The 25935-nt window shown below is 60.7% G+C and carries 20 protein-coding genes; 7 read left to right on the top strand and 13 right to left on the bottom strand.

Annotated features, from left to right (window positions below; genetic code table 11):
• Nucleotides 1-2 precede the first annotated feature (2 nt).
• Nucleotides 3-2153 (bottom strand): S9 family peptidase, encoded by a 2151-nt coding sequence (locus D0550_RS17705; protein ID WP_116810521.1) that lies wholly within the window; start codon nucleotides 2151-2153, stop codon nucleotides 3-5.
• 160 nt (nucleotides 2154-2313) lie between these two features.
• Nucleotides 2314-3054 (bottom strand): helix-turn-helix domain-containing protein, encoded by a 741-nt coding sequence (locus tag D0550_RS17700; RefSeq protein ID WP_116810602.1) that lies wholly within the window; start codon nucleotides 3052-3054, stop codon nucleotides 2314-2316.
• A 65-nt stretch (nucleotides 3055-3119) separates the two neighbouring features.
• Here D0550_RS17700 and D0550_RS17695 point away from each other — a divergent pair, with 65 nt between their 5' ends.
• The gene (locus D0550_RS17695; RefSeq protein ID WP_116810520.1) at nucleotides 3120-4193 is read left to right on the top strand and encodes a branched-chain amino acid aminotransferase; all 1074 of its coding nucleotides are present in this window, start codon (nucleotides 3120-3122) and stop codon (nucleotides 4191-4193) included.
• On the opposite strand, the gene D0550_RS17690 is transcribed toward D0550_RS17695, so the two are convergent.
• Nucleotides 4167-4961, bottom strand: a complete 795-nt coding sequence (locus tag D0550_RS17690; protein WP_116810519.1) for a hypothetical protein — start codon at nucleotides 4959-4961, stop codon at nucleotides 4167-4169. The two genes, D0550_RS17695 and D0550_RS17690, sit on opposite strands and share 27 nt — an antisense overlap.
• 42 nt (nucleotides 4962-5003) lie before the next feature.
• Entirely contained in the window at nucleotides 5004-6047 is a 1044-nt protein-coding gene (locus D0550_RS17685; RefSeq protein WP_116810518.1) for an MBL fold metallo-hydrolase, read from the bottom strand.
• A gap of 188 nt (nucleotides 6048-6235) precedes the next feature.
• Between D0550_RS17685 and D0550_RS17680 the strand changes: the two genes are divergently transcribed.
• From D0550_RS17680 to D0550_RS17670, 3 genes are all read left to right on the top strand, one after another.
• Nucleotides 6236-8602, top strand: coding sequence for an arylsulfatase (locus D0550_RS17680; RefSeq protein ID WP_116810517.1), 2367 nt, complete (start codon nucleotides 6236-6238; stop codon nucleotides 8600-8602).
• Between the two features lie 17 nt (nucleotides 8603-8619).
• Entirely contained in the window at nucleotides 8620-11022 is a 2403-nt protein-coding gene (locus D0550_RS17675; protein ID WP_116810516.1) for an arylsulfatase, read from the top strand.
• 74 nt (nucleotides 11023-11096) lie between these two features.
• Entirely contained in the window at nucleotides 11097-11345 is a 249-nt protein-coding gene (locus D0550_RS17670) for a hypothetical protein (protein WP_116810515.1), read from the top strand.
• Nucleotides 11346-11369: 24 nt separating this feature from the next.
• On the opposite strand, the gene D0550_RS17665 is transcribed toward D0550_RS17670, so the two are convergent.
• Nucleotides 11370-11897: a GNAT family N-acetyltransferase gene (locus D0550_RS17665; protein WP_116810514.1), complete on the bottom strand. Its 528-nt coding sequence runs from the start codon at nucleotides 11895-11897 to the stop codon at nucleotides 11370-11372.
• A 473-nt stretch (nucleotides 11898-12370) separates the two neighbouring features.
• On the opposite strand from D0550_RS17665, the gene D0550_RS17660 reads away from it, so the two are divergent.
• The 3 genes from D0550_RS17660 to D0550_RS17650 all read left to right on the top strand — a co-directional run bounded on the left by D0550_RS17660 (nucleotide 12371) and on the right by D0550_RS17650 (nucleotide 14709).
• The gene (locus D0550_RS17660) at nucleotides 12371-13108 is read left to right on the top strand and encodes an alpha/beta fold hydrolase (RefSeq protein ID WP_161965896.1); all 738 of its coding nucleotides are present in this window, start codon (nucleotides 12371-12373) and stop codon (nucleotides 13106-13108) included.
• 408 nt (nucleotides 13109-13516) lie between these two features.
• Nucleotides 13517-14056, top strand: coding sequence for a DUF2939 domain-containing protein (locus D0550_RS17655; RefSeq protein ID WP_116810512.1), 540 nt, complete (start codon nucleotides 13517-13519; stop codon nucleotides 14054-14056).
• 275 nt (nucleotides 14057-14331) lie between these two features.
• Complete coding sequence (locus D0550_RS17650) at nucleotides 14332-14709, top strand: hypothetical protein (RefSeq protein ID WP_153067216.1); 378 nt, start codon at nucleotides 14332-14334, stop codon at nucleotides 14707-14709.
• Between the two features lie 390 nt (nucleotides 14710-15099).
• On the opposite strand, the gene D0550_RS17640 is transcribed toward D0550_RS17650, so the two are convergent.
• The 8 genes from D0550_RS17640 to D0550_RS36885 form a co-directional block, all read right to left on the bottom strand.
• Nucleotides 15100-17661 carry a CHAT domain-containing protein gene (locus tag D0550_RS17640; RefSeq protein ID WP_161965895.1) on the bottom strand — a complete coding sequence of 854 codons (2562 nt, stop codon included), beginning with the start codon at nucleotides 17659-17661 and terminating at the stop codon, nucleotides 15100-15102.
• Between the two features lie 15 nt (nucleotides 17662-17676).
• Complete coding sequence (locus tag D0550_RS17635; RefSeq protein WP_161965894.1) at nucleotides 17677-19065, bottom strand: alpha/beta hydrolase; 1389 nt, start codon at nucleotides 19063-19065, stop codon at nucleotides 17677-17679.
• 1214 nt (nucleotides 19066-20279) lie between these two features.
• On the bottom strand, nucleotides 20280-21167 hold the full coding sequence (locus D0550_RS17625) for a DUF1028 domain-containing protein (protein ID WP_161965893.1): 888 nt from the start codon (nucleotides 21165-21167) through the stop codon (nucleotides 20280-20282).
• Nucleotides 21168-21274: 107 nt separating this feature from the next.
• A complete protein-coding gene (locus tag D0550_RS17620) occupies nucleotides 21275-21778 on the bottom strand; it encodes a GlcG/HbpS family heme-binding protein (RefSeq protein WP_153067215.1) in 504 nt (167 codons plus the stop codon).
• Nucleotides 21768-23249 (bottom strand): PQQ-dependent sugar dehydrogenase, encoded by a 1482-nt coding sequence (locus D0550_RS17615; protein ID WP_206606368.1) that lies wholly within the window; start codon nucleotides 23247-23249, stop codon nucleotides 21768-21770. The genes D0550_RS17620 and D0550_RS17615 overlap by 11 nt, the downstream gene beginning before the upstream one ends.
• Before the next feature lie 94 nt (nucleotides 23250-23343).
• Nucleotides 23344-24252, bottom strand: coding sequence for a helix-turn-helix domain-containing protein (locus D0550_RS17610; RefSeq protein ID WP_116810504.1), 909 nt, complete (start codon nucleotides 24250-24252; stop codon nucleotides 23344-23346).
• 285 nt (nucleotides 24253-24537) lie between these two features.
• Complete coding sequence (locus tag D0550_RS17605) at nucleotides 24538-25257, bottom strand: HNH endonuclease signature motif containing protein (protein ID WP_153067214.1); 720 nt, start codon at nucleotides 25255-25257, stop codon at nucleotides 24538-24540.
• Between the two features lie 281 nt (nucleotides 25258-25538).
• Entirely contained in the window at nucleotides 25539-25871 is a 333-nt protein-coding gene (locus tag D0550_RS36885) for a transposase (protein ID WP_349770723.1), read from the bottom strand.
• Nucleotides 25872-25935: the final 64 nt, after the last annotated feature.

Genomic DNA, 25935 nt, shown 5'->3' with positions numbered 1-25935 from the left:
CCTCAGGTGCCGGACTGTTGCAGATACCGCTCGATGAATTCATGCGTCGCTTCGAACACGCGACGCCAGCTTCGATGCAGGATGAAATCATGCACCTCGTTGGGAATGACCAGTAGCTCGGGTTCCACGCTCGTTTCCTTCCGCAGACCGCGGACCAGCTCGACCGTCTGTGAGAAGACGACCGCACGATCATCGTCGCCATGAATGAGCAGCACCGGTGTCCGCCAGTTCTTGATCGAGCCCATGGCCGACGATTGCAACGCCACTTCGGCCACCGCCGCGCTTGCGCCTGGCGCCGTCAACTCCGGAAGGAACGACTTCCAGTTGTGCACGCCTGCCATGTCGACACCGACTGCAAAATCTTGCGGATACCGCGCCAGTGCCAGCGACGTCATGACGCCGCCGTAACTCATTCCATAGACGCCGATGCGAGCAGCATCGATGTCACCTCGGCTCTTCAAGTACGCAACTGCGCCCGCAATATCGCGCGCTTCGCTGCCACCGCCGGCGGCAAATTCATCAGGCTCGCGGAAGTTCAGACCATAGCCCGTGCCGCCTCGGAAGTTGACGGAAAGCACCACGTATCCCTGTGCGGCCAGGAACTGATTCATCGCGTACATATGAGTGTAGGCGCCCATCGGATGCCAGCCGAGCAGCATCTGCCGCTGCGGCCCACCGTGGAAGAACAGCACTGCGGGTTGTTTCGAGTTCTTCTTGCCGGTGGGCTGGAACAACTGACCGTGCACCGACAACCCATCCGGGCTCTCGAACACGACCCGCTGAGGAACGACCAGACGGTCGTTGGGGAATGTCACAGACGCGCCCGTCGCCGGCATCGTCTGCAGCGCTCCGTCTGCTCGAACCAGCGCGGGCGCCATCGGATTGCGGGCAGTGCTATGCATCGCGAACAGCGCCCCCTTCTCGGTCAGCACCGGAAAATCTTCGATGCCTTCGCCCTTGCTCGCCCGCTGCGGCTTGCCGCCCTTCACTGGGACGCGCCAGAGATGACGTCGATCATCATCCTCGGCATTGGACGAATAAATCACGTCACGGCCGCTCCGATCCAAAGTCATTGCAAAGACTTCAGCGCCGTCCTGCGACAACGCCACCGGACGCGAGCCCTTCTGGCTCAGATCCAACGAGTAGATGCGCAGCCAGCCCGTCGACTCCCAAGGAAACAACAGACGATTGTCCGCACTCCACAACAGGCTGGTGCTGCCTTCGATGGGCTGAAACAGGCTGCCGGGCCCCGCATCGGCGGCCCATACTTTGGTGCCAACGCCGGTCGCGACCTCGCCTACCCACACAGAAAAAGACTCGCCCTCACGCTTCGCAAAAAACGCATCGGTGAGAAACGATTCCGCCATCGACGGCATGCGAATCCACGCCAGCCGTTTGCCATCACGCGACCAGCGCAGACTGTAGTCGACATCGACGCCCGGGCTCATCCATTGAATGTTTCGTGAGGCAATGTCGACGACACCGACGACCGAGTAGTCCTTGCGATTGCTGATGAACGCGAGACGCTTGCCATCCGGCGACCACGACAGTTCGCTGGCGCCGCCGGCATCCTGGATCAACTGAGTCGCCTCATCGGTTCGCGCCAGATTGGCAATCCAAATCTGCCCGCCTCGCACGAACACCACATCGTCGTTGGCTGGCGAAGGCACGGCGCCATTGCCCGGACCGAAAGAGCGAATCTCACCCGTATCGAGCCGCACCGAGGCGATTTCCATCGCAATCGGTCCAGCCGCCGCGCTCAATGGATTGACGGGTCCGCCGCCTTCGAGACTGCCGCCACGAGCAAATACGAGCATCGAAGCGTCGTGCGACCATTGCAGATCGGAAAGCTCGATGCCGGTGTCGCCTTCCTGACGCGTGAGTGCGCGAACGGTGAGTTTTGCGTCGCTGCCCGCCTGACCTAAATAGATATTGCGGGCGCCGAGATGATTCGCGATCCAGGCAACCTGTTCGCCCTTAGGCGCCGCCATTAGCCCATACGGAAACGGCGCACTCAGCAGATTCTCGATGGTGACCGAGCGGTCCGCCGCCTCGACGGGAGCACCGCCAACGAACGTGCCAACCAACAGGCACAGCGACAGGAAAGCCGCGCCAGAGCTACGAGCGCGGGCAAGCGAGTGGGATTGCGTCATCACGACTCCCGATTGTTGTATCCCCCAGGCCAGTCTAGGGTGGCCCTTCTTGCTGTCAAGATAATTTTCTCCATACAGGATAAAATGCTCCGAATGGAGACAATGGGCACGAGCTCGAACCGCCGGCGAATCCGGCCCGTACAGCTGCGAGCGGAAGCAGTCAGGCCGCGCCGTTGCGGCGCTTGGCCTTTGCGGCGGCTTTCTTGTGCGTAGGGGATTTCGCCGCTTTGGTCTTTTCGACGTTGCCGGCCACGTCGGTCTTGGTAGGCTTGTGCGCCTCACCGCGCGCCTGAGAAATCAATTCCTGCTGGAGGTTGGCCGCGGCCGAGGCACATACGGCGAGGATCGTCGCTTCCTCGACACCGTCGGCGACGAGGTAGCCGTGACCCATTTCGCTGTCCAGATAGACGTACTCACCCGCGCGCAGCGTAATGGGATCGTAAAACTCCGAATGCACCTCGATGGCACCTTCGAGCACGTACACGAATTCCTCGCCGGCATGACGCAGCAGCTCCCCGAACTCCTGCAGGGTCCGGGAGCGCACGCGGCTGATGATCGGGATCATGATCTTGCCGCGCAGCTCGGTGCACAGATAGCGATAATCGTAGTTCTTGGTCTCTACGCTCAGTGCGTCGGCGTCGCCTCTGCCAACGCTCCGGCGCGCCATGCCCTTGGGCTGCGCGCTAGCCGCCGAAGAATTGAGAAAGTCCGACAGCCCCATGCCGAGCTTGTCGCTCAGATCCACCAGCTTGTCGTAGGTCAGCGTCAGGTGGCCCTTCTCCACCTTGGCGAGCGTGGACAGCGGAATCGCCACGCGTTGACTCATCTCGGCGAGGGTCCAGCCGTTGCTGGTGCGCAGGTGTCTGACGATATTTCCGAGGCTGGGCTTGGCCTTTACCATACAATGCAAATCATAGCGGCAGCGCTGCTCCGGTGCAGCCTGCTTCGCGTCCCCGAGGATCACACATGAGTTTTACGATCACACCGCACGCTTCGCCTGTCAGCACCCAGACCCGAGAGAAGACCCTCGAAGATCCCGGCTTCGGCCGCGTCTTCACCGATCACATGGTAACGATGCGCTGGAGCACGGGTCAGGGCTGGCACGATGGCAAGGTCACGGCACGCGCGCCGCTGGCGATCGATCCCGCCTGCGCCGTCCTGCACTACGCGCAGGAAGTGTTCGAAGGCATGAAAGCCTATCGCACGGCCAAAGGCGAAATCGTGCTATTTCGCCCCGACATGAATGCGACCCGCTTTGCCCGTTCGGCGGAGCGCCTGGCGATGCCGGTGATGCCCGAGCCGCTGTTCATCCAGGCGGTCGAAGAGCTGGTGAGAATCGACAAGGATTGGGTGCCGAGCGGCGCCGGCAGCTTGTACCTGCGCCCCTTCATGTTCGCCAGCGAGGCCTTCCTCGGCGTGCGCCCGGCGCAGGAGTACATCTTCTGCGTGATCGCCTGCCCCGTCGGCCCGTATTTCAAAGGCGGCGACAAGCCGCTGAAGCTGTGGGTGTCGGATAAGTACACCCGCGCCGCCCCCGGCGGCACCGGCGCAGCCAAGTGCGGCGGCAACTATGCCGCGAGCCTGATCGCTCAAGCCGAAGCGGCCGAGCACGGTTGCGACCAGGTCGTGTTCCTCGACGCCGCCGAACATCGCTGGATCGAAGAGCTGGGCGGTATGAACCTGTTCTTCGTCATGAACGACGGCTCCATCGTCACGCCGCCGCTCACCGGCACGATCCTGCCAGGCATCACTCGCACCAGCCTCATCGAGATCGCGCGCGGCTTCGGAATGAAAGTCTCGGAAGCGCCGTATACGCTGGATCAATGGCGCGCCGATGCAGAGAGCGGCAAGCTCAGCGAAGCCTTCGCCTGCGGCACAGCTGCGGTCGTTGCAAGCATTGGCGAGATCGTCAGCTCGTCCGGCTCGTTCCGCGTGAAGAACGCACAGGGCGCCACCGTCGCCAGCAAGCTCAAAGAGCAGCTGGTTGGCATTCAGCGCGGCAGCATCGCCGACTCACACGGGTGGGTTCGCAAGATCTGATCCGACTTGCAGGGCATTCGAATCGACGGCGCGAGCCGTCGATTCGCTCGAACGCTGCGACAGCGAGTCGGCCACGATCCACGCCGCACTCGCCAACGCAACGGTAATGGCAGTGCCGGCCCAGGTGAAATGCTCGGGCTGGCGCAGCAGCAACGGTCCCCACGCCAACACGGCGAAACCCAGCATCATCACTGTGACCAACCGGACGGCCAATGCGGCTTTGAACCTCACCGCCAGGGCCGCCGCGGCAAGCAGATAAAACACGCCGGTCGCCACTGCCCAGAACATTTGCCCCGGCGGCAGCCACTTCGGAACCATGCCCGCCGTCTGGGTGAGCGCAGTAAAGTGCCCCACTGCAAACGACAGCAAACATGCCGCGTACAGGTAGTGGCCTGTTTGCAGAGTTTGTTTTCTCCATGCGGAGCTCGGCGGCGCCAGCACGGCGTAAGCAATCGCGCCGGCAACGACCAGTGAGAACAACTCGAAGAATCCATTCCACGTGCCGTAGATCCGCCAGTATCCGACTATGCGAGGAACCCATCCCAATGTGGCCAGGAAGTGCAGCCCGGTCAGCATCGCAAGCCCGGTTTGCGCCGACTTCCGCCACAGCGTGGCACCTCCTGCGACGAGCAGCGCGGCCGCATAAAGCACCGCGATGAGCTTGCGATCCGCAGCGCCGATCAAGTTCTCGATGGGTTGCCAGACGGCGGCGAAATCGCGCGATATCAATCCCAGGACGCCGAGGGCGATCGCCGCGATGCCGTACACATACCTGCCAAGTCCATTCGCACCCGGTTGCGTCGGCGGGCGTCATTTTGGGCTCACTCCCGTTGTGATTGGATACCCTGCTTCGCGCCAGGCCTTCATGCCGCCGTCCAAAGCCACCGCGCCATTGAAGCCCATCTGTCGTAACGTCGCTGTCGCCAGCGTCGACACTCTGCCGAACTCGCAATAAACCAGGATTCTGCGCGTGGGGTCTGGCAACTCCTGATTCACGCGCAACTCCAATTGCCCGCGAGGCAGATGTTGCGCGCCTCGAATGCGACCTTCATTGAAGGCGTCACGCTCGCGCACATCGAGCACGAGGAAATCGCAGCGGTCGGATTCGATGCACGCTTTCAATTCGGCGAGCGACATGAAGGGCACGGTTGCCGCCGCCTCGGCCAACATCTGCGCGACCGTCTTGCCGCCCGTCATATTCGTGCGCAACGCTTCGGTGATGTGCGTGGGCATCGTGAGATTGAGGTTCTGCATCATCTCGATGAACGCAGCTCGATCGCGCTGTTGCAGCCGCGGATTCTCGGCCAGCTCCTGACCGATGGTGGTGTGCGTACGACCTTTGTATTCGTGCGCCGGAAACACTTTGGTCGCCGGGTCCAGCTTCAACAAGTTATCGAACAGACTGTCGTAGAGCGCGCTGGCGTCGCCACTGGGCAAGTCAGTGCGACCGGTCCCGCCGATGAGCAATGTGTCGCCGGTGAAGACGCGGTCCTCCACCGTCAGGCACATGGAATCGCGCGTATGCCCCGGTGTGTGCATCGCCTGCAGCCGCAGCTTGCCGACCACCAGCAACTCACCACTCTGCAAGCGCAGATCGACGAATGGCGCCGGACTCGCCACGTGCATCACCACCGGCACATTGAACTGCTTCGCCAACTGTTGCGTGGCGGAGAAATGATCCGCGTGGGTGTGGGTATCGACGAGGTATTTGATCCGCAGCCCATGGCGCGCCGCCAGCGCGACATAGCGATCGACCTGGCTCAGCTCGGGATCGATCAACGCCGCGGCGCAGGTCTCTTCGCAGCCAATGAGATAAGAGCGACAACCACCGGAAATGACAGTCTCGAACAACATGGCACGCTCCAGCCTTGAGAGGCTCGGACGGTCATCGTAGTAGCAAGCCGGCGGGACCCGCAACTATCTGGAAAGCCGCCTGCGGATTCGTCGTGACAACGGGCAGCGGCTTGCCCCCGGGGCACGGATCGACCCCCATCCGCACCCTTCGCATATTCCAACGGCTCACCCCCCAGTCGGAGTTTTCCATGCGAAAAGGTGCTGCCCAACCGAACGCAACCGCGCGCCCCACCAATGGTCGTGGCACGCCCGAGGTGCTACCGCGTCCAGACTTTCACTTCACGGGCGAGATCGGTCGCACCTATCTCGATTCGGATCCCGCGAGATTTCCGCAACCGGTGCGGGCGCCCGCCAGCGCGCCCAACATTCTGTTGATCTTGATCGACGACTGCGGCTTCGGTCAGTACAGCACTTTCGGCGGTGGCATCCCGTCACCAACGATGGACAAGCTTGCCGGAGAAGGCCTGCGCTACAACCGCTTCCACACCACCGCGCTGTGCAGCCCGACGCGCGCCGCATTGATCACCGGCCGCAATCATCATTCGACATCGTTCGCCGGCATCACCGAGCTTGCGACCGGTTACGACGGCTACACCTGCATCCTGCCCCGGAGCTGCGGGACCATCGGCGAGGTACTGCGACAGAACGGTTACATGACGGCATGGATCGGCAAGAACCACAACACGCCGCCCTGGGAGACCAGCGCGGTCGGGCCATTCGACCGGTGGGCCAACGGCCTGGGCTTCGACTACTTCTACGGCTTCAACGCCGGCGACATGAATCACTGGAATCCGGTGCTGTTCGAGAACCGCAATCTGGTGCCGGCCTCGCGCGATCCGAACTATCACCTGACCACCGATCTTGCCGACAAATCGATCGCCTGGCTGCAACAGGCCAAGGCCATCGCGCCCGACAAGCCGTTCTTTTTGTATGTGGCCACGGGCGCAACGCACGCGCCCCACCAGACGCCCCGCGAGTGGATCGACAAATTCAAAGGTAAGTTCGACGAGGGCTGGGATGCCTATCGGCAACAGACCATCGAGCGACAAAAGAAACTCGGTGTGATTCCCGAGCAGACTCAGCTGACGGAACGCTCAAAAGGCCTGCCCGCCTGGGACTCGCTCAATGCCGATCAGAAGCGCTTGTATGCGCGAATGATGGAAGTGTTCGCCGGGTACGCCGCGCAATGCGACTACGAGCTCGGGCGCATCGTCGACGCCGCCAAGCAGCTGCCCGATGCCGACAACACGCTCATCATCTATATCGCCGGCGACAACGGCGCGAGCGCCGAAGGCGGCCTCGAAGGCTCGCTGTGCGAGAACATGTTCTTCAACGGCTTCCTGGAGAAATGGCAGGACAACCTCCAGGCCATCGATGAGCTCGGCGGGCCGAAACACTTCAATCATTTTCCCTCCGCCTGGGCGCACGCCATGAACACGCCGTTTCAGTGGACCAAGCAGGTCGCGAGTCATTTCGGCGGCACGCGCAATCCGATGATCATTTCCTGGCCGGCGCGCATCAAGGATAAAGGCGGCTTGCGCGATCAGTTCGTTCACACCGTCGACATCGTGCCGACGCTTTACGAGCTGTGCGGTGTCACGCCGCCGACCGATCTGAACGGCGTCAAACAAAAGCCCATCGAGGGCCTGAGCTTCGCGGCAACGCTCGAAGATGCCCAGGCCAAGAGCGCCCGCAAGACGCAGTATTTCGAGCTCGCCTGCAATCGCGGCCTGTATCACGAGGGCTGGATGGCTTCCTCGCCGTCGTTCGTGCCCTGGGATCCAAATCGGCAGGAATGGGATCCGGACAAGGCGCCCTGGGAGCTGTACAACATCGAAGAGGATTTCTCGCAGGCTCGCGACCTCGCCCAGCAATATCCCGAGAAGCTCCGTCAGCTGCAGGATATGTGGTGGGTTGAAGCTGCGAAGTACAACGTGCTGCCACTTGATTGGCGGGGCACGGTTCGCATGAACGCGGAGCTGATGGGACGACCGAGCCTGATCCGCGGCCGCAATTCCATCACCTACTATCCGGGCATCATCGGACTGCCTGACGCGGCCTCACCGCCGATGTGTAACAAGTCATGGAAGATCACGGCGGAGATCGAGATCGCGGACAGCAACGCCGAGGGCATGATTATCACCCACGGCGGCCTCGAGGGCGGCTACGGCCTGTATCTGAAACAAGGCAAACCGACGTTCGTCTATAACTTCCTGAGCGTCGAACGCTTCACCTTCACGGCGCAACAGCCTTTGGCGCCTGGCAAGACCCAACTCGTCGTCGAGTTCAAATACGATGGCGGCGGCTTCGGCAAAGGCGGTCAGATCACCATGAGCGCGAACGGCAAGCCCATCGCCAGCGGTCGACTGACCCACACCATTCCGATTCAATTTTCGCTCGGCGAAGGCATCGACGTCGGCATGGACACCGGCTCACCCATCGACTTCACGTACCCATTGCCGTTCACCTTCACCGGCAAGATCTCGCGCGTGAACATCGATCTGGGGCCGCTGGATGTCGGTCAGACAGCGGCGGTAGCCGAGACCGCCGGCTGAACCTCAGAGACATCACCATGAACGAATCATCGACGCCCACGGATACATCACTCGCCGCCAGCTATGCGGAACACAACGCGAAGTTGCCGCGCACTGTGCTGCCGATTCCCGAAGCACAGCACGTCGGGTTGACGACTTACGATGCCAAGGATCCAGACACGAAGTATCCACCGATCGTGCCGCTGCGGCCGCCGGCTGGAGCACCCAACGTGTTGATCGTGCTGCTCGATGACGTCGGCTTCGGGGCGTCCTCGGCATTCGGCGGCCCGTGTCACACGCCCACCGCCGAACGGCTTGCGCAGCAGGGACTGAAATTCAATCGCTTTCACACCACGGCGTTGTGTTCACCCACTCGCCAGGCACTGCTCACCGGCCGCAATCACCATTCGGTTGGCATGGGCGCGATCACCGAGATGGCCACCTCCGCGCCGGGCAACAACAGCATTCGCCCGAGGAGCAAAGCGCCACTGGCCGAAGTATTGAATCTCAACGGCTATTCGACGGCTCAGTTCGGCAAGTGTCACGAGGTCCCGGTGTGGGAGGTCTCGCCGGCGGGCCCGTTCCACCAGTGGCCGACGGGCTCGGGCTTCGAACATTTCTATGGCTTCGTCGGCGGTGAAGCGAATCAGTATTACCCCGGGCTGTATGAAGGCACGACCGCCGTCGAGCCGCCGAAATCGCCCGAGGAGGGTTACACGCTCACGGAGGATCTCGCCAATCGCGCCATCACTTGGGTGCGGCAACAGAAAGCGTTACTGCCGGACAAGCCCTTCTTCATGTACTTTGCGCCTGGTGCGACCCACGCACCTCATCATGTTCCGAAACAATGGTCGGACAAGTATCGCGGCCAGTTCGATGGTGGCTGGGATCGACTGCGCGAGGAAACGCTCGCTCGACAGAAGCAACTGGGTGTCGTACCGCAGGATGCAGCTCTGACCCAACGTCACGCGGAGATTCCTGCCTGGGAAGACATCCCGGCAAATCTGCAACCGGTGCTGGCCCGTCAGATGGAGATCTATGCCGGCTTTCTCGAGCAAGCCGATCATCACGTCGGCCGCCTGATCGACACACTCGCCGACCTCGGTGTGCTCGACGACACGCTGGTCTACTACATCATCGGCGACAACGGGGCCTCGGCCGAAGGCACGATCAACGGCTGCTTCAACGAGATGACGACCTTGAATGGCATGCCGGGCATCGAAACCGTCGACTTCCTGCTGAGCAAGATCGATCTCTTCGGCACGCCGCAGGCGTACAACCACTACGCCGTCGGCTGGGCGCACGCCTTGTGCACACCGTATCAATGGACCAAACAAGTCGCATCGCACTGGGGCGGCACGCGCAATGGCTGCATCGTACGCTGGCCGAAAGCAATCCAGGACGCCGGCGGCATTCGCAGTCAGTTCCATCACGTCATCGATGTCGCCAGGACAGTGCTCGAAGCAGCGCGCCTGCCGGAGCCGACGATGGTCAACAGCATTGCGCAAGCACCGTTGGAAGGCGTCAGCATGTTGCCAGCCATCCAGGATGCGAATGCGCCCGAGACGCACGATGTGCAGTACTTCGAGATGATGGGCAATCGCGGCATCTATTACAAAGGCTGGACGGCCTGCACCAAACATCGCACGCCGTGGTCCGCCGATCAGCCACCCCCGTTCGATGCGGACCACTGGGAGCTCTACGGTCCGGACGACTGGACCCAAGCGCACGATCTCGCCGCGCAGAATCCCAAGAAACTGGCCGAGCTGCAGCGGCTCTGGCTGATCGAGGCGGTGAAATACAACGTCGTGCCGCTCGACGATCGTGCCTTCGAACGCATCAACCCTGACATCGCCGGCCGACCGCAGTTGATCCGCGGCAACTCCCAGCTGTTGTTTCAGGGCATGCGCGTGGCCGAGTTTTGTGTGCTTACGCTGAAGAACAAGTCACATTCGGTCACCGCTCAGCTCGCGATCCCGGCCGGCGGAGCAAACGGCGTCATCATGACGCAGGGCGGCTCCGTCGGCGGCTGGGCGCTCTACGCGAAGGACGGCGTGCTCAAGTACTGCTACAACTTCTTCGGCATTGAACACTACATAGTGACGGCGACGGCCCCGATCCCCGCCGGCAAGCATCAAGTTCGCATGGAGTTCCACTATGACGGCGGCGGCCTCGCCAAGGGCGGCGACGTCACTCTGTACTACGATGGCAATGCCATTGGTAAAGGCCGCGTCGAGCAGACCCAACCCATGGCCTTTTCCGCCGACGAAGCCGCCGATGTCGGTTGCGACAGCGGCTCACCCGCCTCTCCCGATTACGGCCCGACCGGCAATCGCTTCACAGGCGACATCGAGTGGGTGCAAATCGATATCGGCAACGACGATCACAACCATCTCATCCGACCTGAGGACCGGTTGAACCTTGCGATGGCGAGGCAGTGATCTCTGTATCCGCCCTTGTAAATCGCCGACACGCCCTCATACCCCGGGCTTCGTCTCAACAACAGAAGCTCGGCATGGACTCGCTCATTCGCTTCATTGTAGTAACGATCGCGCTCGCGGCCGTCATCATCGGCGCCGCCGTCGCCGGCACCCTCGCGGTCAAATGGGCTCGCAAGGGATCTCCGATGGCAAGCTTCGCCAGCTGGGCGATGTTACTGCCCACGGCCGGCATGAATCCCAAGCCGCCCCCGCAGGAACAAGTCGAGGACGCCAATCGGGAACGAACGATCAAGAAAGAAAACGAATCGGGCGCCGACGTGTGAAGCCGAGGTGCATTCGGCTGGCGCTCAACGTTTCAGGATGAACTCCTCATCCACCGTGTTGCCCACCGGAAAGCCGTACTCGCCGACCTTGCTGAATCCATAGCGCCCATAGAAGCGCTGCGCGCCGTGGTTCTGCGACCAGACGCCGATATACAGCGGCGCGCGGCCCTGCGAATTCAGCCATTCCAGCCCCAAGTCCATCAAGCGCCGGCCGAGACGAAGATTGTGGAACTCGGCGAGCACATAGAGCTGCTGGATCTCGCCCGCCTGCGCTTCCAGGTTCTCGACCGGCAGCTTGCACGCGCCGACTGCAATGAACCCGATCTTGCGCCCGCTCTCGTGCTCGACGACGAACACGCCACGGGTCGGATCGGTCAGCGCCCGCGTCCAGCTTTCCAGCGTGTGGCTCTTCGCGAGAAACGCCTGCAGATCCTCGGGTGGGTACAAATACCCGAACGTTTCAGTGAACGTCGCGGCGCCCAATTCGGCCATGGTGGCGGCGTCAGCGGGGGTGGCTTTGCGGATGGAAGGCGTATCGGAAGAGGTGGACATGGTCGTGAACGGGAACGGGAGGTGCGCTAACTATGCCACGGCGCTCGGCTCGGTTCACGTGCCTCCCGTCATCAAGATAGCGTCCGTTTGCGCCGTTCGGCCTCGTGAGCATCTTGCGAGATCATCATCGTGTGCTCTCCGCGAAACTCTCTGGTCTGATCCTAGCTTGGCGCGGCCTCTCTGTATATAACAACAGGCCGCGATTTCTGCTTTGTTTCTATTGGGTGAGTGCTCGGCAATGGATCTGTGGACGCCATATCCAGTAGGCTTGTGCCCGCTGATTGGTAACCGCAGGGAATGAAATGGGTCGACCAATAACGCTCCTGGTGACGCTTCTCGCACCTCTGGCTCTGGCTCAGCAACCGACACCCCGCGCGAGCATCCCGCCAGCAACGCCGACTGTCGGGTTTCGCAGTGCCGAGGTCGAGGGCCAAACGATTCGCTACCTTTGCCAGGGCACCGGTAGTCCCACGGTGATCATTGAACAAGGCGGCGGCATTTCGGTCGAGACCGTGTTCTCCTGGGAACAGCCCGTTGGCTGGGCGGCGCTCGCGCCGAAAATTGCATCGCTGACTCGCGTTTGCGTTTACGACCGGATCGGGCTGGGCCGCAGCAGCAAAGCTGAGCGACCTCGAACGAGCTTCGATGTGGCTGCCGATCTGCACGCGCTGCTCGCCATCGAGAGAATCACACCTCCTTATGTGCTCGCCGGTCAGTCGCTGGGCGGCATGAACGCATTTGCCTTTGCGAACCGCTACCGCGATGAAGTAGCGGGTCTCGTGCTCGTCGACTCTTCTCATCCGCAGCAGCTAGCGCGAATCAATAGCGTGTTGCCTCCTCGACAGGACAACGAACCCGCCGTGTTGCGAGGCTTTCGCGACGGGCCAGATCGAACCGCGATGGGCGGAGAATGGTTTGACTTCGCCAGGAACAGTGAGCAGTTCGCCAACAACATGAGCATCGGCAACATTCCACTCATCGTACTCACAGCCGCGCCGCAGCCACCCAGTGACCAGAACCCGCTGCCCCGAGAGTGGCAGCTCGCGATCGAGCCATTGCATCAGGAACTGCAGCGGGAGCTCGCCACGATCTCTTCACAGAGCAAGCACATCGTCGCACGCAAAGCCGGCCACAACATTCAGCTCGATGAGCCGCAGCTGGTACTCGACGCGATCACGAACCTGGTGAGGCGATCTCGGGCAAATCCTTGACCGAGTCAGGCAACCCGACCTGCACATGGTGCGGGCCACCGAATCCGACAACAACGTGCTAGCACGCTTAGAGGAGATGCCCACCTCCCTCTCGCCTGACAAATCCAATTGCATACGCATGGCGTATCGGTCGCGGGTCGGCACTGGAATGTTCTCTTGGAATCGCAGGCAGTCTGCAGCTCATTCGCATGCTCGTAATTACATCTCGATCCGATAGACGGCGCGTCTATCGCATCGCGGCACTCGCCGCAGAAGTGCGCACGCGTGAGTTGCTCCATCTCGCAAAACGGACACGAAGAACTCTCCACTGCGCCTGATTTCGCGATCGTTTGTGACGCACTTCACCGATCCCGACTGTACGCCTCCGCCATCTTTGACGAGTCATATCGATGCGGGGAGAGCGAGGTGATGACGGAAGCTCGGCGCTCAGACAAGTTGAAGTCAGGATTGCTCATCTCTCTAGCGATGATGGCCTTGATTGCATGGCTCTCCCCATATTGGTCGATTGCAGGCCTGATTCGCTCAGCCACCCTGGGCAATTCCTACGAATTTAGTGAGCACATCGATGTGGTAAGTCTGCGCGAGAGCATAAAGGGACAGGCTACCGCTCAACTCACAAGGAATATCTCAAGCAAGAGCGCGAGTGGCTTCGAGGCATTTGGCAGCGCACTCGGCATCATGATGGTCGATAAGATCGTCGACCAGTTTGTCACTCCAGCAGCCTTGTCGAGCGCCATAAAAAAATCGATTGGAAAGAGCGGGGCCGAACAACTGCCCACTCGGATTGCGCTCACCGTCCGCCTTCTACAGCGTGGAGACGTGAGATGGTCGAGTGCAAATATCGTGTATGTTGGCAGCCAGGACCTCGGACGCTTCGTTTTTCGTAGATCATTTTTGTCATGGACGCTGGTCGCTATCGAGCTCCCGCCGGATGCGTTTGAGTCATAGAGCCCGAAGCGGCGCTGCGAACTTTCGGCCACAAGCGCCGGCCTAAGACGCGCAAATGACCCGAAACATCGCACCGGATGCCGTTCCTCATGAGAAAGACACCAGATTCTCTTATCGCTCGCGCAATATGCAGGACTGTTCAACCCGCGGTCCAGGAAATTGCGACCCGGCTATTCTATTTAACAACATATCGACCCGGATCACGTAGACACAAGCCGACGGTCTTCAGCTTGTATGAGACGACATTCGCCCAAGCAGTCTTCGAGCATCTACTGATGGACCCAACGATCGGGCACCTTGATGTCCGCCACGAAATGAAGTGCGAAAAGGAAAGAGTTGATCTCTGGCTGCGTCATGCCAAAGGCGGTATCGCTCACTTTGTCGAAGTTGGATTCTTCTCAAAGAAGAAGGTCGAGGACGATTTATTGAAGCTCAAGAGACTGAAACCCAATGACGCCCGCTGGTTCCTGGCCTTTTTCCGGGGAGAAATGGCAAAGAGCTGCGGCAACACAGTGAGCCGCTCAATCGCCAGAGCAAATGGACTCGATGCGGACTTAATGACGTTCAACCCTGAGCACGCCGACCATTTTGAAGTGTATCGCCCCGGGAAGCCGGGAGAGTGCTTCGGCTACGCGCTGATCAAAGGGAAGTAGCTGCGAGGCAAATGTTCTCTGGTCGCGAGGCATCACCTCCGGCCAGAAGCCGGCGTCGCGATCCCTGCGTTCGTGCTGTTGGGCCAATCGTCACGAAGAGACGATGCCCGCGGTCCAGCACATCGTTCAGATACAAGATCGCTACATCACGACCAGCAGGCGCAATAGAAAGCATCATCACCTGGTCGTGGGCTGGCCTGACTCACGCGTCGACAAAGAATTCGGTGTCTCCGCAGAGGTCTACCATCAGTACGACACGACGCGCTGTGCACAGGTAACGTGGCATCACGGATCCTTGAACGATCCGTTTCTGTCCGGAATGCAGCCCGTCCCGTGCGAGGCTCCCTTTGCGGTCGAATAGAAAGAGAGCCTGGAACGGCGGCGCGACCTTCAACGACTCAACAGAGAAAACGGCGCCCAGCTATCCTCGGCCGCGACCGCTCGGATTGCACGCTTTGCGTGCGTTAGCGCTTCATCTGCGGCGGCTCCGCCCTTCATCCCCTTCAGCAGTTGATCCACAAGCGAGACTGTCGCGCCATCGTCGTTGACCTCCCACAGGGTCAATACCGCGCCCGATGCGCCCGCGGCGAAGAAAGCGTACGGCAGCCCCAACACGCCCTCCCCAGACGCTATCCGGCCGCTCGCGCTATCGCAGCTCGAGACGATCACAAGGTTGGTATTCAACTTTAGCCGTGCGATGTCGCGCGCCCGCAGGTATCGATCGGCCTCGGTGCCCTTCTCCGGCCGTCCAAGAACTATCGCACTCAATTCCGGTCGCGCGCGATCGAGATATCCGTGCGCCGACAACAGCAGCACGTCTGTCTGCGACAAGGCACCGCTTTCGTTCAATGCGAGGACCGTCGATCGCAGCGCCTGCGGTCCGCGGAACAGCGTTTTGCCGGCCACGAGGCTGTATAGACGTTCCGCTCGATCCAATTCGTCCTTCGAGAAAGCAAGGTCAGACCAGCCGTTCTCGGGTTGTGCCGCACCATCTTCAGGGGAGGCGATCACATCCGAGTACTTCGCATCCCCTATCGCTATGAGCGGCGTGCGCGTGGTGTTGATGATCGGCTTCGTGGTCTGATTCAAAACCGTGAACATGGTCCAGGAGTGAACGTACCGCACGATTCGGGTATCGAGCACCAGCCCTTCGGCATCGTTCAGCGCTTCGAACGGCACGCTCCAGAGCATCCCACCGGGCGAAATGATCCAGCGTTGGTACTTCGAGGTAATGGCTCGAACTTCTGGCGGCATCAGCTTATTCGACAGCACCTCACGCACCGGCGCGCTGCTGAAGATCTTCTTTGCGCCTTGGTGAGATTCCTCTGCGCCGTCGAAGAAGAAGGCCTCGCCAACCTGAAAGAGTTCGACTTGGCCGCGGGCCGCAACCGCGGCCAGGCCGCCCCGTGTCGACAGGATGCGAGTCCAGCTCGCAATCGTTTGCTCCAATCCAGGTGCCGCAACAGGGCCGGCGAGCGTCAGTTGCCCGTCCGGCTCGAGTACCGCAATAAGAATCTCAAAGACTGGACCATCCACGCGGCGCACGAGATAGTTGATGAACACCTCGTCGGACTTCAGCAGGGCCTTGGCATTCCCGGGTGGCTCGATCTGGGCCTGCGCAGCGATCCGTATCCGTGGGTTGCGCGCTTGTGCGGCCTGAAGCTTTGATTCGTAGTCCTGAGTCGCCTGGAGCAAGGCGCGCTCCGCTGCCTGACGGCGATCGACCGGCAGATTCGTTTCGTCCAGAAAGCCCTGCAACTGAACCATCCGCGATTGGACGCCATCGAGAGCAGCTCGCTCCTCAGGCGTCAGGAGCGAATCGCGTATGGCCGATTTCAATGCAAGGTCATCGCGAAGCGCCCTGCTCTTCGACCACTCGATGCCGTAGAAAGCCTCCTCCGCGCGCTTTGCATCGTGTGCAGCAAAGGCAAAGCGCAGATACGCGTTCGCCCGCCCCTCTAGCAAAACCTGCCGTTCGTTGGGCAGGGCAGCCTGCTGCCGTGTGCCTTCGACGATTGCAACGTAGTCTCCGAGAATAGCGACAGCTAGTGCGGGGTCCACATCCGCAACCGCAAAGCCCAAGTTCGCGAGTGCGGGAAGAGTGCGCCGATGCGTCTCTCCTAGACGCTCGCGCATTGATAGATAACTCTCCTTTAGTCCCACAATTGCGCGCTTCTGCGCATCTACATTGCCTGCCCGAAACGCCACGCGGTCAATCACATACCATGCTGTATTAGTCAGCTCATACCGTTCGATGTCAGCGGGTGGCAGAGTGGCTGCCAGGGATACCGTGCGTTCAGCTCCTGCTTTCGCTGCTTCGAACTGACGAGTGCGATACTGAAGTGCCGCCAAGTTCCACTGCGCGACGAGCAGCTTCTTGCGCTCTTCCTCCGTGGACTTCTCTGCTTCCGGGAGGCTCTCAAAACGCGCCCGCGATCGGCGCAAGAGTTCTTCCGAGGCCGCCAGCGATTCAACGGCTTGCCCCATTCGCTCCTGTAACTGCGCGATCATCGACAGCGCTTCCAGGGTGAAGCCGTCGTTGGCACCGAGGCAAGATTCGCGGATCCTCAATACGGCCTGCATGTCCTGCAGCGCCTGCTCGTACTGCCTCAGCTGCGAGCGCATAGAAGCGATACGCAGGCGTGCATCCAACGCGACGTGATGTGTCGGCGCGAGAATCTGCGCGATAGACTGCTGATACAGCAGCAGTTGCTCCAGCGCCTCCCGTGTCCTTCCGGCGGCTCCGAGCTCTTCGCTTTTACGATAGGGCCCATCGAGCTCAATCATCTTCGCCGCCAAATCCGCCTTCGACGCAGTGGCGAGCCCGCGATCCACGATCGTATTGCACGGATGGTCGTACAGCGGGTCAATCATGCCCGCGGGCTGGGCCATGCACGCAAGCGAGAACCCATACAGAAGCAGGGACGTCAATGCGATGGTTCGCCCTGACATTGCCATCACTCCTCACTACTTCTCGAAGGCTAGCTCCGGAATAACCCAGAACACAGCAGGGGGCCGCTGACCGGGTTGCAAGCCTCGATTCTTGGCGGGAGCGCCTTCGAGGATCCAGCGACGAAGGTCCAGTTGCAACAGCGGATTGTCGATCACATACGAATGACCGTAGCCCTTCAACGCGGGTGCCACAGTGCTGGCATCGATGGTCTCGGCGGGTGGCAGCGTAAATACCCGCTGCCGAGAGTCTCCGACAGGGGGGCGCGCGTGGACAATTTGGGAAGCCCGCAGCGCGAAGTCGTTGCGTGACGTATAGAAGTTCCAACCGCTCGCAGGGAGCGACCCGATGCGCCCCCAGAGTTCCTGAATTTCCGCATCGTGGAGGTCGGCCGCGGCAAATGCGACTCGGGTCAGCTTGGGCAAGGACGCCTTTTGCAGCTCAAGCTGCGATAGCACTCGAGTTGCAATACGAGTACCCATACTGTGGGCGACCAGAATTACTTCGTCGACGTTCGGATTCGCAAAGATACCGCCGAGAATCGGTCGCAATCTCTCGATTGACGGCTCGACCGTCTGCTCGTCCTGCCAGTACCGAAGAGTCATTCCTTGCGATGGCCAGCTCACAGCGATCGGCGCCACGGTCAAGGGTCGAAGCCCCCACGTGAGCCGCGCTGCGGCCTTCATGCTGTCTGCATAAGTAACGTTGTAGCCATGGATGAACAGCAGCACACGCAACTTGTCGCCGGGCTGCAACGCTTTTCTAAACTCGCTCAGACTCGCCTGAAAGTCCGTCTCGCCAAGCTCGGTAGGCCTGCGCACGGTGATGCCCTGTTTTGAGTTCTTCTCCGTGTCGACCGTGATGCCCGGCGGCAAGGGTTTACCAGGGGTGTAGTTTTCTGCGGGCATGCGAACGATGGCCCGACCGTAGGTGACGCCATTGACCTTGCGATCACCTCCGAAGAACGAGTCCGCCGGAGAATCCACCTGCTTTCGATCGGTGATGAAGAGGATAGGGACCGACGCAAAGGCCGTCGCGACGTTAAAGCCGCGTTTGACGGTCTCCGCGGGCGCCTGTGATTCGGCCTTACACTGCAGTGCTTCAAGCTGCCGAAGCGCACGCTCCTGAAGTGCCCGATATTCGCTCTTGTGCCGCTCGCTCTCCGGCGTCTGCTCCAGCTGCCGTTCTGTCTGCGCCAACTGGGATTCGAGTGTCTCAACAGATTCGCCTGGAATGGACTCGCACTCGGCTCGCACATCATTGCAAATCGCCAAAGCGACAACGATCAGCAGCCGCCTTGAAGCATCGCGTACGCTTATCATGAGAGCCCCTTTCCCTAATGCCGCTTTGACCCTTGGTTCTTGTAGCAGTGGCCAGATTGTGTCCAGAACACGATGTAAAGTCACCAGGCCGCTTAGCCGTGGCATCCGATGCGAGGCCGACCCCCACCGCAGATCCCATTTCTAGTACTCTTCACCGCGTCATCGGCGCCACAGGCGGACGACCGCAGATGCGACAAATTGGCATCGAATTCCACGAGCGGCTCTTCTATGAGGGCGAATCTGCTCACGGACGAGGCCTATGGCCGAGCCCCACCGTCCTTCTCGCGACCGTCCTCCAGAATCCACCCGTCACTGATGATATTCCGGAATCGGAGGACCTTGGCTACGCGCGAATGGTATTTAGGGAAGATTCATTTGAGCCAGTCACGCGCATCCGGCGCGGACGCTTGTATTCGAAGATCGCCGCGGCACAACCCCATCAATGGCAAGTCCAACCGCATCCTGCATGCCCAGAAGAGCACAGCCGCGGAGGCATCGGAGGCGGATGGTCGCCAAAACTGTTATATGGCTTTGCCGCTTGGAACACTGCCCAGGGATTGGGGAGATCATTGCAGTCTCCGCTTATCGCTCTGGGCACTCGCGCTGCATACACAGTGTGGCGAGTCATCAGCGTTGAACGAATTGTGACGGGGGAGGATCTCGTCACATTGAGGTCCCGGACCTCTCTCGGACTACTCCCAGAACTTAACGTCGAGGCTGTTCCTCAAGAATCGCTAGCGAAAATCTCGGAGGTGTTGGACACCCTCGTGCAGGCGGCCCACACCAGCGGGCCCGAGTCTGTTATCGATCGCGCGCGGGACGCGAGCCAATGGTGCTTGGGCGTATGGCTGTCCGTCACAGAGAGGGATCCAAGATGGATGCGCCAGGACCTCGGCTCACTAGCCAAAAAGCTCGAGAGCACTCGGCTACTTGCAAGTTCGGCAGCGAAGGCTATCGCCCGCCTGCACTCACGAGCTAAACCCAATGAGCGTGAACGTTACGCCTCGCGGGCCGTCATGGAAGGTGATGCCGAGTTCGCGCTCGCAGCCGTCGGACTGGTGCTTCGAGAGCTTGGATGGGCCATGTAGCCACGAATACACGTCAGAGCAATGGGTCAGCTGATCCGGGTAGAAACTTGCATACAAACGAGCAAGCTTCGCGCTCTCTACTGCTCGCATTCCCCCGCCGGCCGAGCCCGAGCAAAAACAAAGTAGCACCCATCTACGGGGTCATCAGGTGCGCTTCTGTCGGCGCACCATCGCCACGGCCACGAAGCTGACGAGCGCGTGCTCCGCCCCTCAAGTCTTCGGCTGATACAACGTCTTCGGCGGCGGAGCCAGGCGCGGCGAGCCGGACTTCACCCACGCGTCATAGCGCATGCGAAGCGTGCGCACCGGATTGGCGCTTTCGCCGCGCTTGATGTCGTTGTCCATCACGCTGATGTACGCAAAGTATTTGCCATCATTGTGAGTGATGCCCTGCTGGTCGTTCTTCTCGGCAATGGCGATGTAGGAAACGTGTGCCGTCTTGTTGTCGCAGGGGACGTGTTCCATCGGGTTCGATCCGCAATTGCAGCGGTGATCTCCGCCGTTGACGTCCGCCGCTTCCATCGCGGCCATCACGCGATCGGCCAGCGTGCCAGTGGCGCGGGTGAATGCCAGCGCGGCCAGATGCACCACCTGATCGCCAAGCAGCGTGTTGCCCTGTACCTGATAGTAAATGTCGGGCCCCACCTGGCCGCCGAAGTACAACGACGAGCGCGAGTTGCCGGTACCGTTGAATCCGGCGCGGTTGTTGCTCGCAGTGATGTCCTTGCCGTTGGGCATGGACAGGATGCCGAACTGCCGCCGCTCGATGTTCGGATCCTGCTTGAGCATTTCGATGATGTCGGCGGGCGCTGTGCCTTTCTTCAGCTCCCGGTAGACCAGCATCTGGTTCTCGTGCGTGTTGTCAGCCCCCGCCTGGCAAGCCGCCACACCCACGCCGGGCACGATCACCGCCTGCAGGTCCATCAAGTCACGCGCAGCGCTGGGCTCGCGCTTCGGAAATGCCTCTTGTCGAACGCAGGTCGCCGACGCGATCACCACCTGGCCGCTACGGGCATCCAGCGCGATCACCGACCATGTCGCCCACGCCGGCGTCGAGCCCGCGAACAGAACGAATGCCAAAGCAAGGTATTTCATCATCGAGCCATCCCCCTTTGTTTGGCCGAGCATACCAAGAATCAAAGGAAGAGATTTTGCGCAGCAGCCCTCCTACCCGCCGATCTTTATGCCCTGCGGGAACGCCTCGATCACTCCTGCAGCTCTGCAGAAACAGCATCGATGCCTGCCTGGGCGCATTTCTCATCCACATCGGCTGGCGCGCCGCTCACGCCGATGCCGCCCAGTGGCTTGCCACTGGAGGTGAAGATGGGCAGTCCGCCGCGAACGCCCAACAGGCCCGGCACGTGGCCGACCGCGGGATTCCCTTTCACCCAACCACCAATTTCCGCGGAAGGGAAGCGGAATCGAGCGGCGCTTTCTGCCTTGGCCATGGCGGTGGGACCGGTGCCGCTCGAGGTACCGTCCATGCCCACGAAGTAGATCAGTTTCGCGCCATCGTCGTAGATGGCGATATCAACGGGCGGGCCATTGTTGTCGCGCTGATGATTCACGCAGGCCATGGCCATCTTTTGCGCTAGCGCCATGCTCAACGTTGGCTTCGACGGAAGCTTCGACGGCGGCGCCGCGACAGCAATGGACACCATCGCGCCAGCACTCAGCAGCATCACAAGGGTACGGATCTTACTTTGCACGTTTGTCTTCCTTCTTCAGCGATGCGCGCTCGGGTGCGGGCACCAGACGATAGATGCCGCTGGCAGCGGGCTCTGGATTGTTGAGAAGCACATACAGATATCCGTCGGGGCCGCTCGCCACATCGCGCACACGCCCCTGTCCGGACATGACCGTTTCATCCGAGGTCACAGTGGTTCCGTCGAGCGTCAGCCGATGCAGCTCACGCGCACCCTGGCCGCCGACGAACAGGTTGCCCTTCCAATTGGGGAATTTATCTCCCATGTAGAACGCGATACCGCCGGGAGAAATCGAGGGCGTCCAGTAACGAGCGGGCTCTTCCACGCCCGGCATGCTCGGCGTCGCAGTCATCGCAGTACCGTCGTAGTTCATGCCGTACGTGGCGATCGGCCACCCGTAGTTTCTTCCGCGTTGTATGTGATTGACCTCGTCGCCACCGCGCGGTCCGTGCTCCGAGGACCAGATCGTGCCTGTTACGGGATGCGCATCCATTCCTTGCGGATTGCGATGTCCGTAACTCCACACCGATGCATATTCGCCTTCGCCACGAAACGGATTGTCTTCCGGCACGGAGCCATCGAGGCGCAGTCGATGAATCTTCCCGTTGGGGCGACTCAGATCCTGCGCCATCTCCTGTCGTCCCCGATCGCCCACGCTAAAGAACAGATAGTCGCCTGCGATCGCCAGGCGCGAGCCGTAGTGATAGGCAGTATTGATATGCTGCTCTACAGGCACGCGGAAAATATTCTGTTGCTCGATCCACCGGTCATCCTTGATCTTGCCTCGAACCACGGCCGTCATTGCACCCTGGCCGCTTTTTTCACTGTACGTCAGATAGACCCAATCGCCGTCGCCCGGCCGCGAATGCACTTTGACATCCAGCAAGCCGCCTTGAGATTTGAAGAGCACGTCCGGTGTGCCCGAGATTGCAGTCCGTTTGCCGTTGACGACGCGCCAAAGCGTGCCGTCCAGCTGCGTGCTGAGGAGCGAGCCGTCGGGAAGAAAATCCATGCCCCACAGAATTCCCGTCATTTCAGCCACGGGCTCCAGAGTGAATGCATGCAATTCGCTCTTGAAAACAGCGCCTGCTTGCACGCTGTTGGCTTGCTCCAGCGCCTTGAGTCGATCCGACTCACGCTGCTCGCGGATCAGGATGACCAACGAGCGAATCTGCTCCGCACTGAGAGCCTGCCACGCGGGCATCGCTGTACCGGACACACCGTCTCGAATCGACCGTGTGATGGCCTCGTCGCTACCGCCATTGATCCATTTGTCGTCTATGAGCGAGCTGGCGCTGCCGCCGCTGAGTGAGGGACCATGGCAGCCGGCGCACGACTCCTGGTACAGCGTCATGGCACCGCCCGTGCCGATGTTGTACTGAGCGAGAGCGTCGCTGCTGCTGGCACCGAGGAGCAGCAGCAAAAGCAGCGCTTGCGGGCTGCTCCCTAAGATCGATTCGACACGTTCACCCACTGGATCTCTCGCTCGTCGCCGCTAAAACGGGAGCGAAATCTAGTCGATCGAATCGGGGCGGTATTGTAAAAAATGGGCCGGTAGCGCGGTCGCGCTAGAGCACGAACTCAGCAGCCGATGGCGAGCCATTCAAGGCTTGCAGATCGAGCGCCAGGCAGAATTTGGCCACATCCACCGACAGCCGCTCGCGGAAGAATCCCGTTGGCGTTCTGCCCGTGAAGAACTTGAACTCTTTGCAGAAGTGCGATTGATCGTAGTAGCCGCATTCCAAAGCACCGAGGCGGCCTGCCTCCGCCTTATCGGAAAGGCCGTTGAATGCGTGTTTGAACCTCAGCACCTTGGCAAGTGTCTTGGGCGGAACACCGACGCGCTCTCTGAACGCTTTCTCCAAGGTTCGATAGTGAACTCCGCACCGAGCGATGAGCTCATCGATTGCTAGCGTGCCTCGGGACTCGAACAGTTCGCGAATCGAGAAACTGAGCATGTCATTGAAGTCCCCGGACAGCGCGCGCTGCAGCCCTTGATCCAGGATTTCCTTGATTGCGCGCTCCGAGTCAGCGTCGAACAACCGATTCTCGAGGTCCGAAAGGATTGGCGCCTTCATGTCCCTGAGGTGCAGTGGCTGGCCCGAGAGATCGTGCAGCGGGCTGCGCAAGAACGAATGCAGGACTTGCGGCCACAGCTTGACCCCGATCATGGCAAGCCGGCCGATACGCGAGCACGCCACGCCACTGGCCTTCGTGCCCACAATGTAGCTCTCTCGCACGATATGACGCTGAGTCTCGGTCCCGCAGATTTCCTCGCGCCTGAATCCATCGGCGTACGAGAAGATGATCTCCTCGAAGCCATCCGGCGCGAGGTACTCGTCGATTTGGGGTGAGCGAGAGTCGTCCTTGAGGATCCAGTAGTAGCGGACCCAGCGCCGGAGTGACGCCGCGGGCGGCAGCACTTTGAAGTAAAGCGCTCCGGCTCGTGTCGATGTACTCGAGGTGATCCAGCTCATTGGTTCTGTTGAGGATGCGCTGAGATTGCTTCGCTTGGCCGCGGTCCGGACGAAAGCCTAGCTGACGCCATAGGCATCGCCAAGCGGCCGAACGTCCGTTTGGGGTCGAGAGCCACCGTTCTCGCCTGAACGTCAGGCGCGCCGGATACGCTTTTGAACCAGCAACGGTATGTTTGAGAGCCCTGCCGGCGTGCATCAACCCTCCGATTCGCCGCTTTGGTGCACTCCTTGCCATTGGAGCGCGGGTTGGAGCCGGCGAGACCGGCGAGCCCTCTAGCCTTCGCATCAAGATAGCGTCCGTTTGCGCCACCGGTTCAACAGCGCGTCAACCGCCATCGAGTAATCGCAGGGATCGCCATCCCAGCGTGTCGCTGCCGTGCGCCGGTCGATGTGGAGCCCCTGCTCTTCGTGCTCGTCGATCAGTTGTTGCCAGTTCGCGAGCGGTCGCGTGTGGTCGGGCAGTGTGCTGTCGAAAGACTTGCCGTTAGGCGTGACGAACCGAATCGCGCCATCGTCGAGCACACGGACGACGACGTTGCCTTCGTGCACCTGTCGATGGTGGAAGCGGCAGAGGCTCACGAGATTGGACAGCTTCGTCTCGCCGCCGTGCGCCCAGTGCTTTATATGATGGCCGTCGAGGTAGCGCGTGTTCGGACAGCCCGGAAAGCGGCAGCAGCCCTTGTCCCGCGAGCTCAGCGCGCGATGAAGCGCGGGAGGAATGCTGCGGGTTTTGCGGCCGACGTTGAGGGGTTCGCCGTCTTCGTTCTCGATAATCGGGACGATGCTGCAATCACAAGAGAGGCGTCGGGACGTTTCCGCGGAAACGCTTGGACCGTGCTCGAAGTTACAGCGCCCGGCAGTGCTGTCGCGCAGCGTTTCGGCATCCACGTGGAGGACGATTTGGTGGCGGTCGCCGCCTTTGAGCGCAGCGGGCCCTTGGGCGAGGAAGCTTTCTGCGATGCTGGCCAGCGCGTCGGCCTTTCTTGCCGAGGGTTCGGGTCGCAATTTTACATTCGACGTATATGGACTCCCCCTGCAAGTAGAGACTGATCGAGTTCGACTCACGAGGATTCGCTTGCAGGCGTATATCCGGCATCTGAGGTGGGATGTGTTACGTCCCGTGCCGACATGGAGATCTGCAACACTGCGGTGCCACGCGTTTCCCCGGCGGCGGGAGCGCCAAAGAATGTACCGGCATCAAGCAGCGCGGACGCGGTCCAGTGAGCCATGATGAGCGATGAGCCTCTGAAGCAAGCGTGTGGTTGGACGCCGATGTGTTGCGAGCACTAATGCGCCAATACGAAGCTGGTACGCGCAAGTTTATAGGGTAACCGGGGAGCGACTGCATACGGTTCGTGATCGCGCATCACTGCGTAGCAAATCCGGGCCAGCTTGTTAGCGAGAGCGCAGGTAGCTTTGTTTTGATTTCTTCGTTGCCGCACGCTCAACGCCCAGCGTCGTAACGCATCGACGCTTTGACCGTTCTGCACGGCCCGCTGCGCGTGAGCGATTACAGCTCGAGCGCCGTGAACGAGCAACGTACGCAAGTAGTGATCGCCGCGTTTGGAGATTCGGCCGATTCGTCGAGTCTGCCCGGACGAGTATTCTTTGGGCGCCAGCCCGAACCAGGATGCAAAGTGGCGAGCATCTTTGAAGTGACTGACCTCGCCGCTGGTGGCGGCC

The sequence above is a fragment of the Steroidobacter cummioxidans genome, from assembly GCF_003104955.1.
This window is presented reverse-complemented; position numbering and strand designations above follow the sequence as displayed.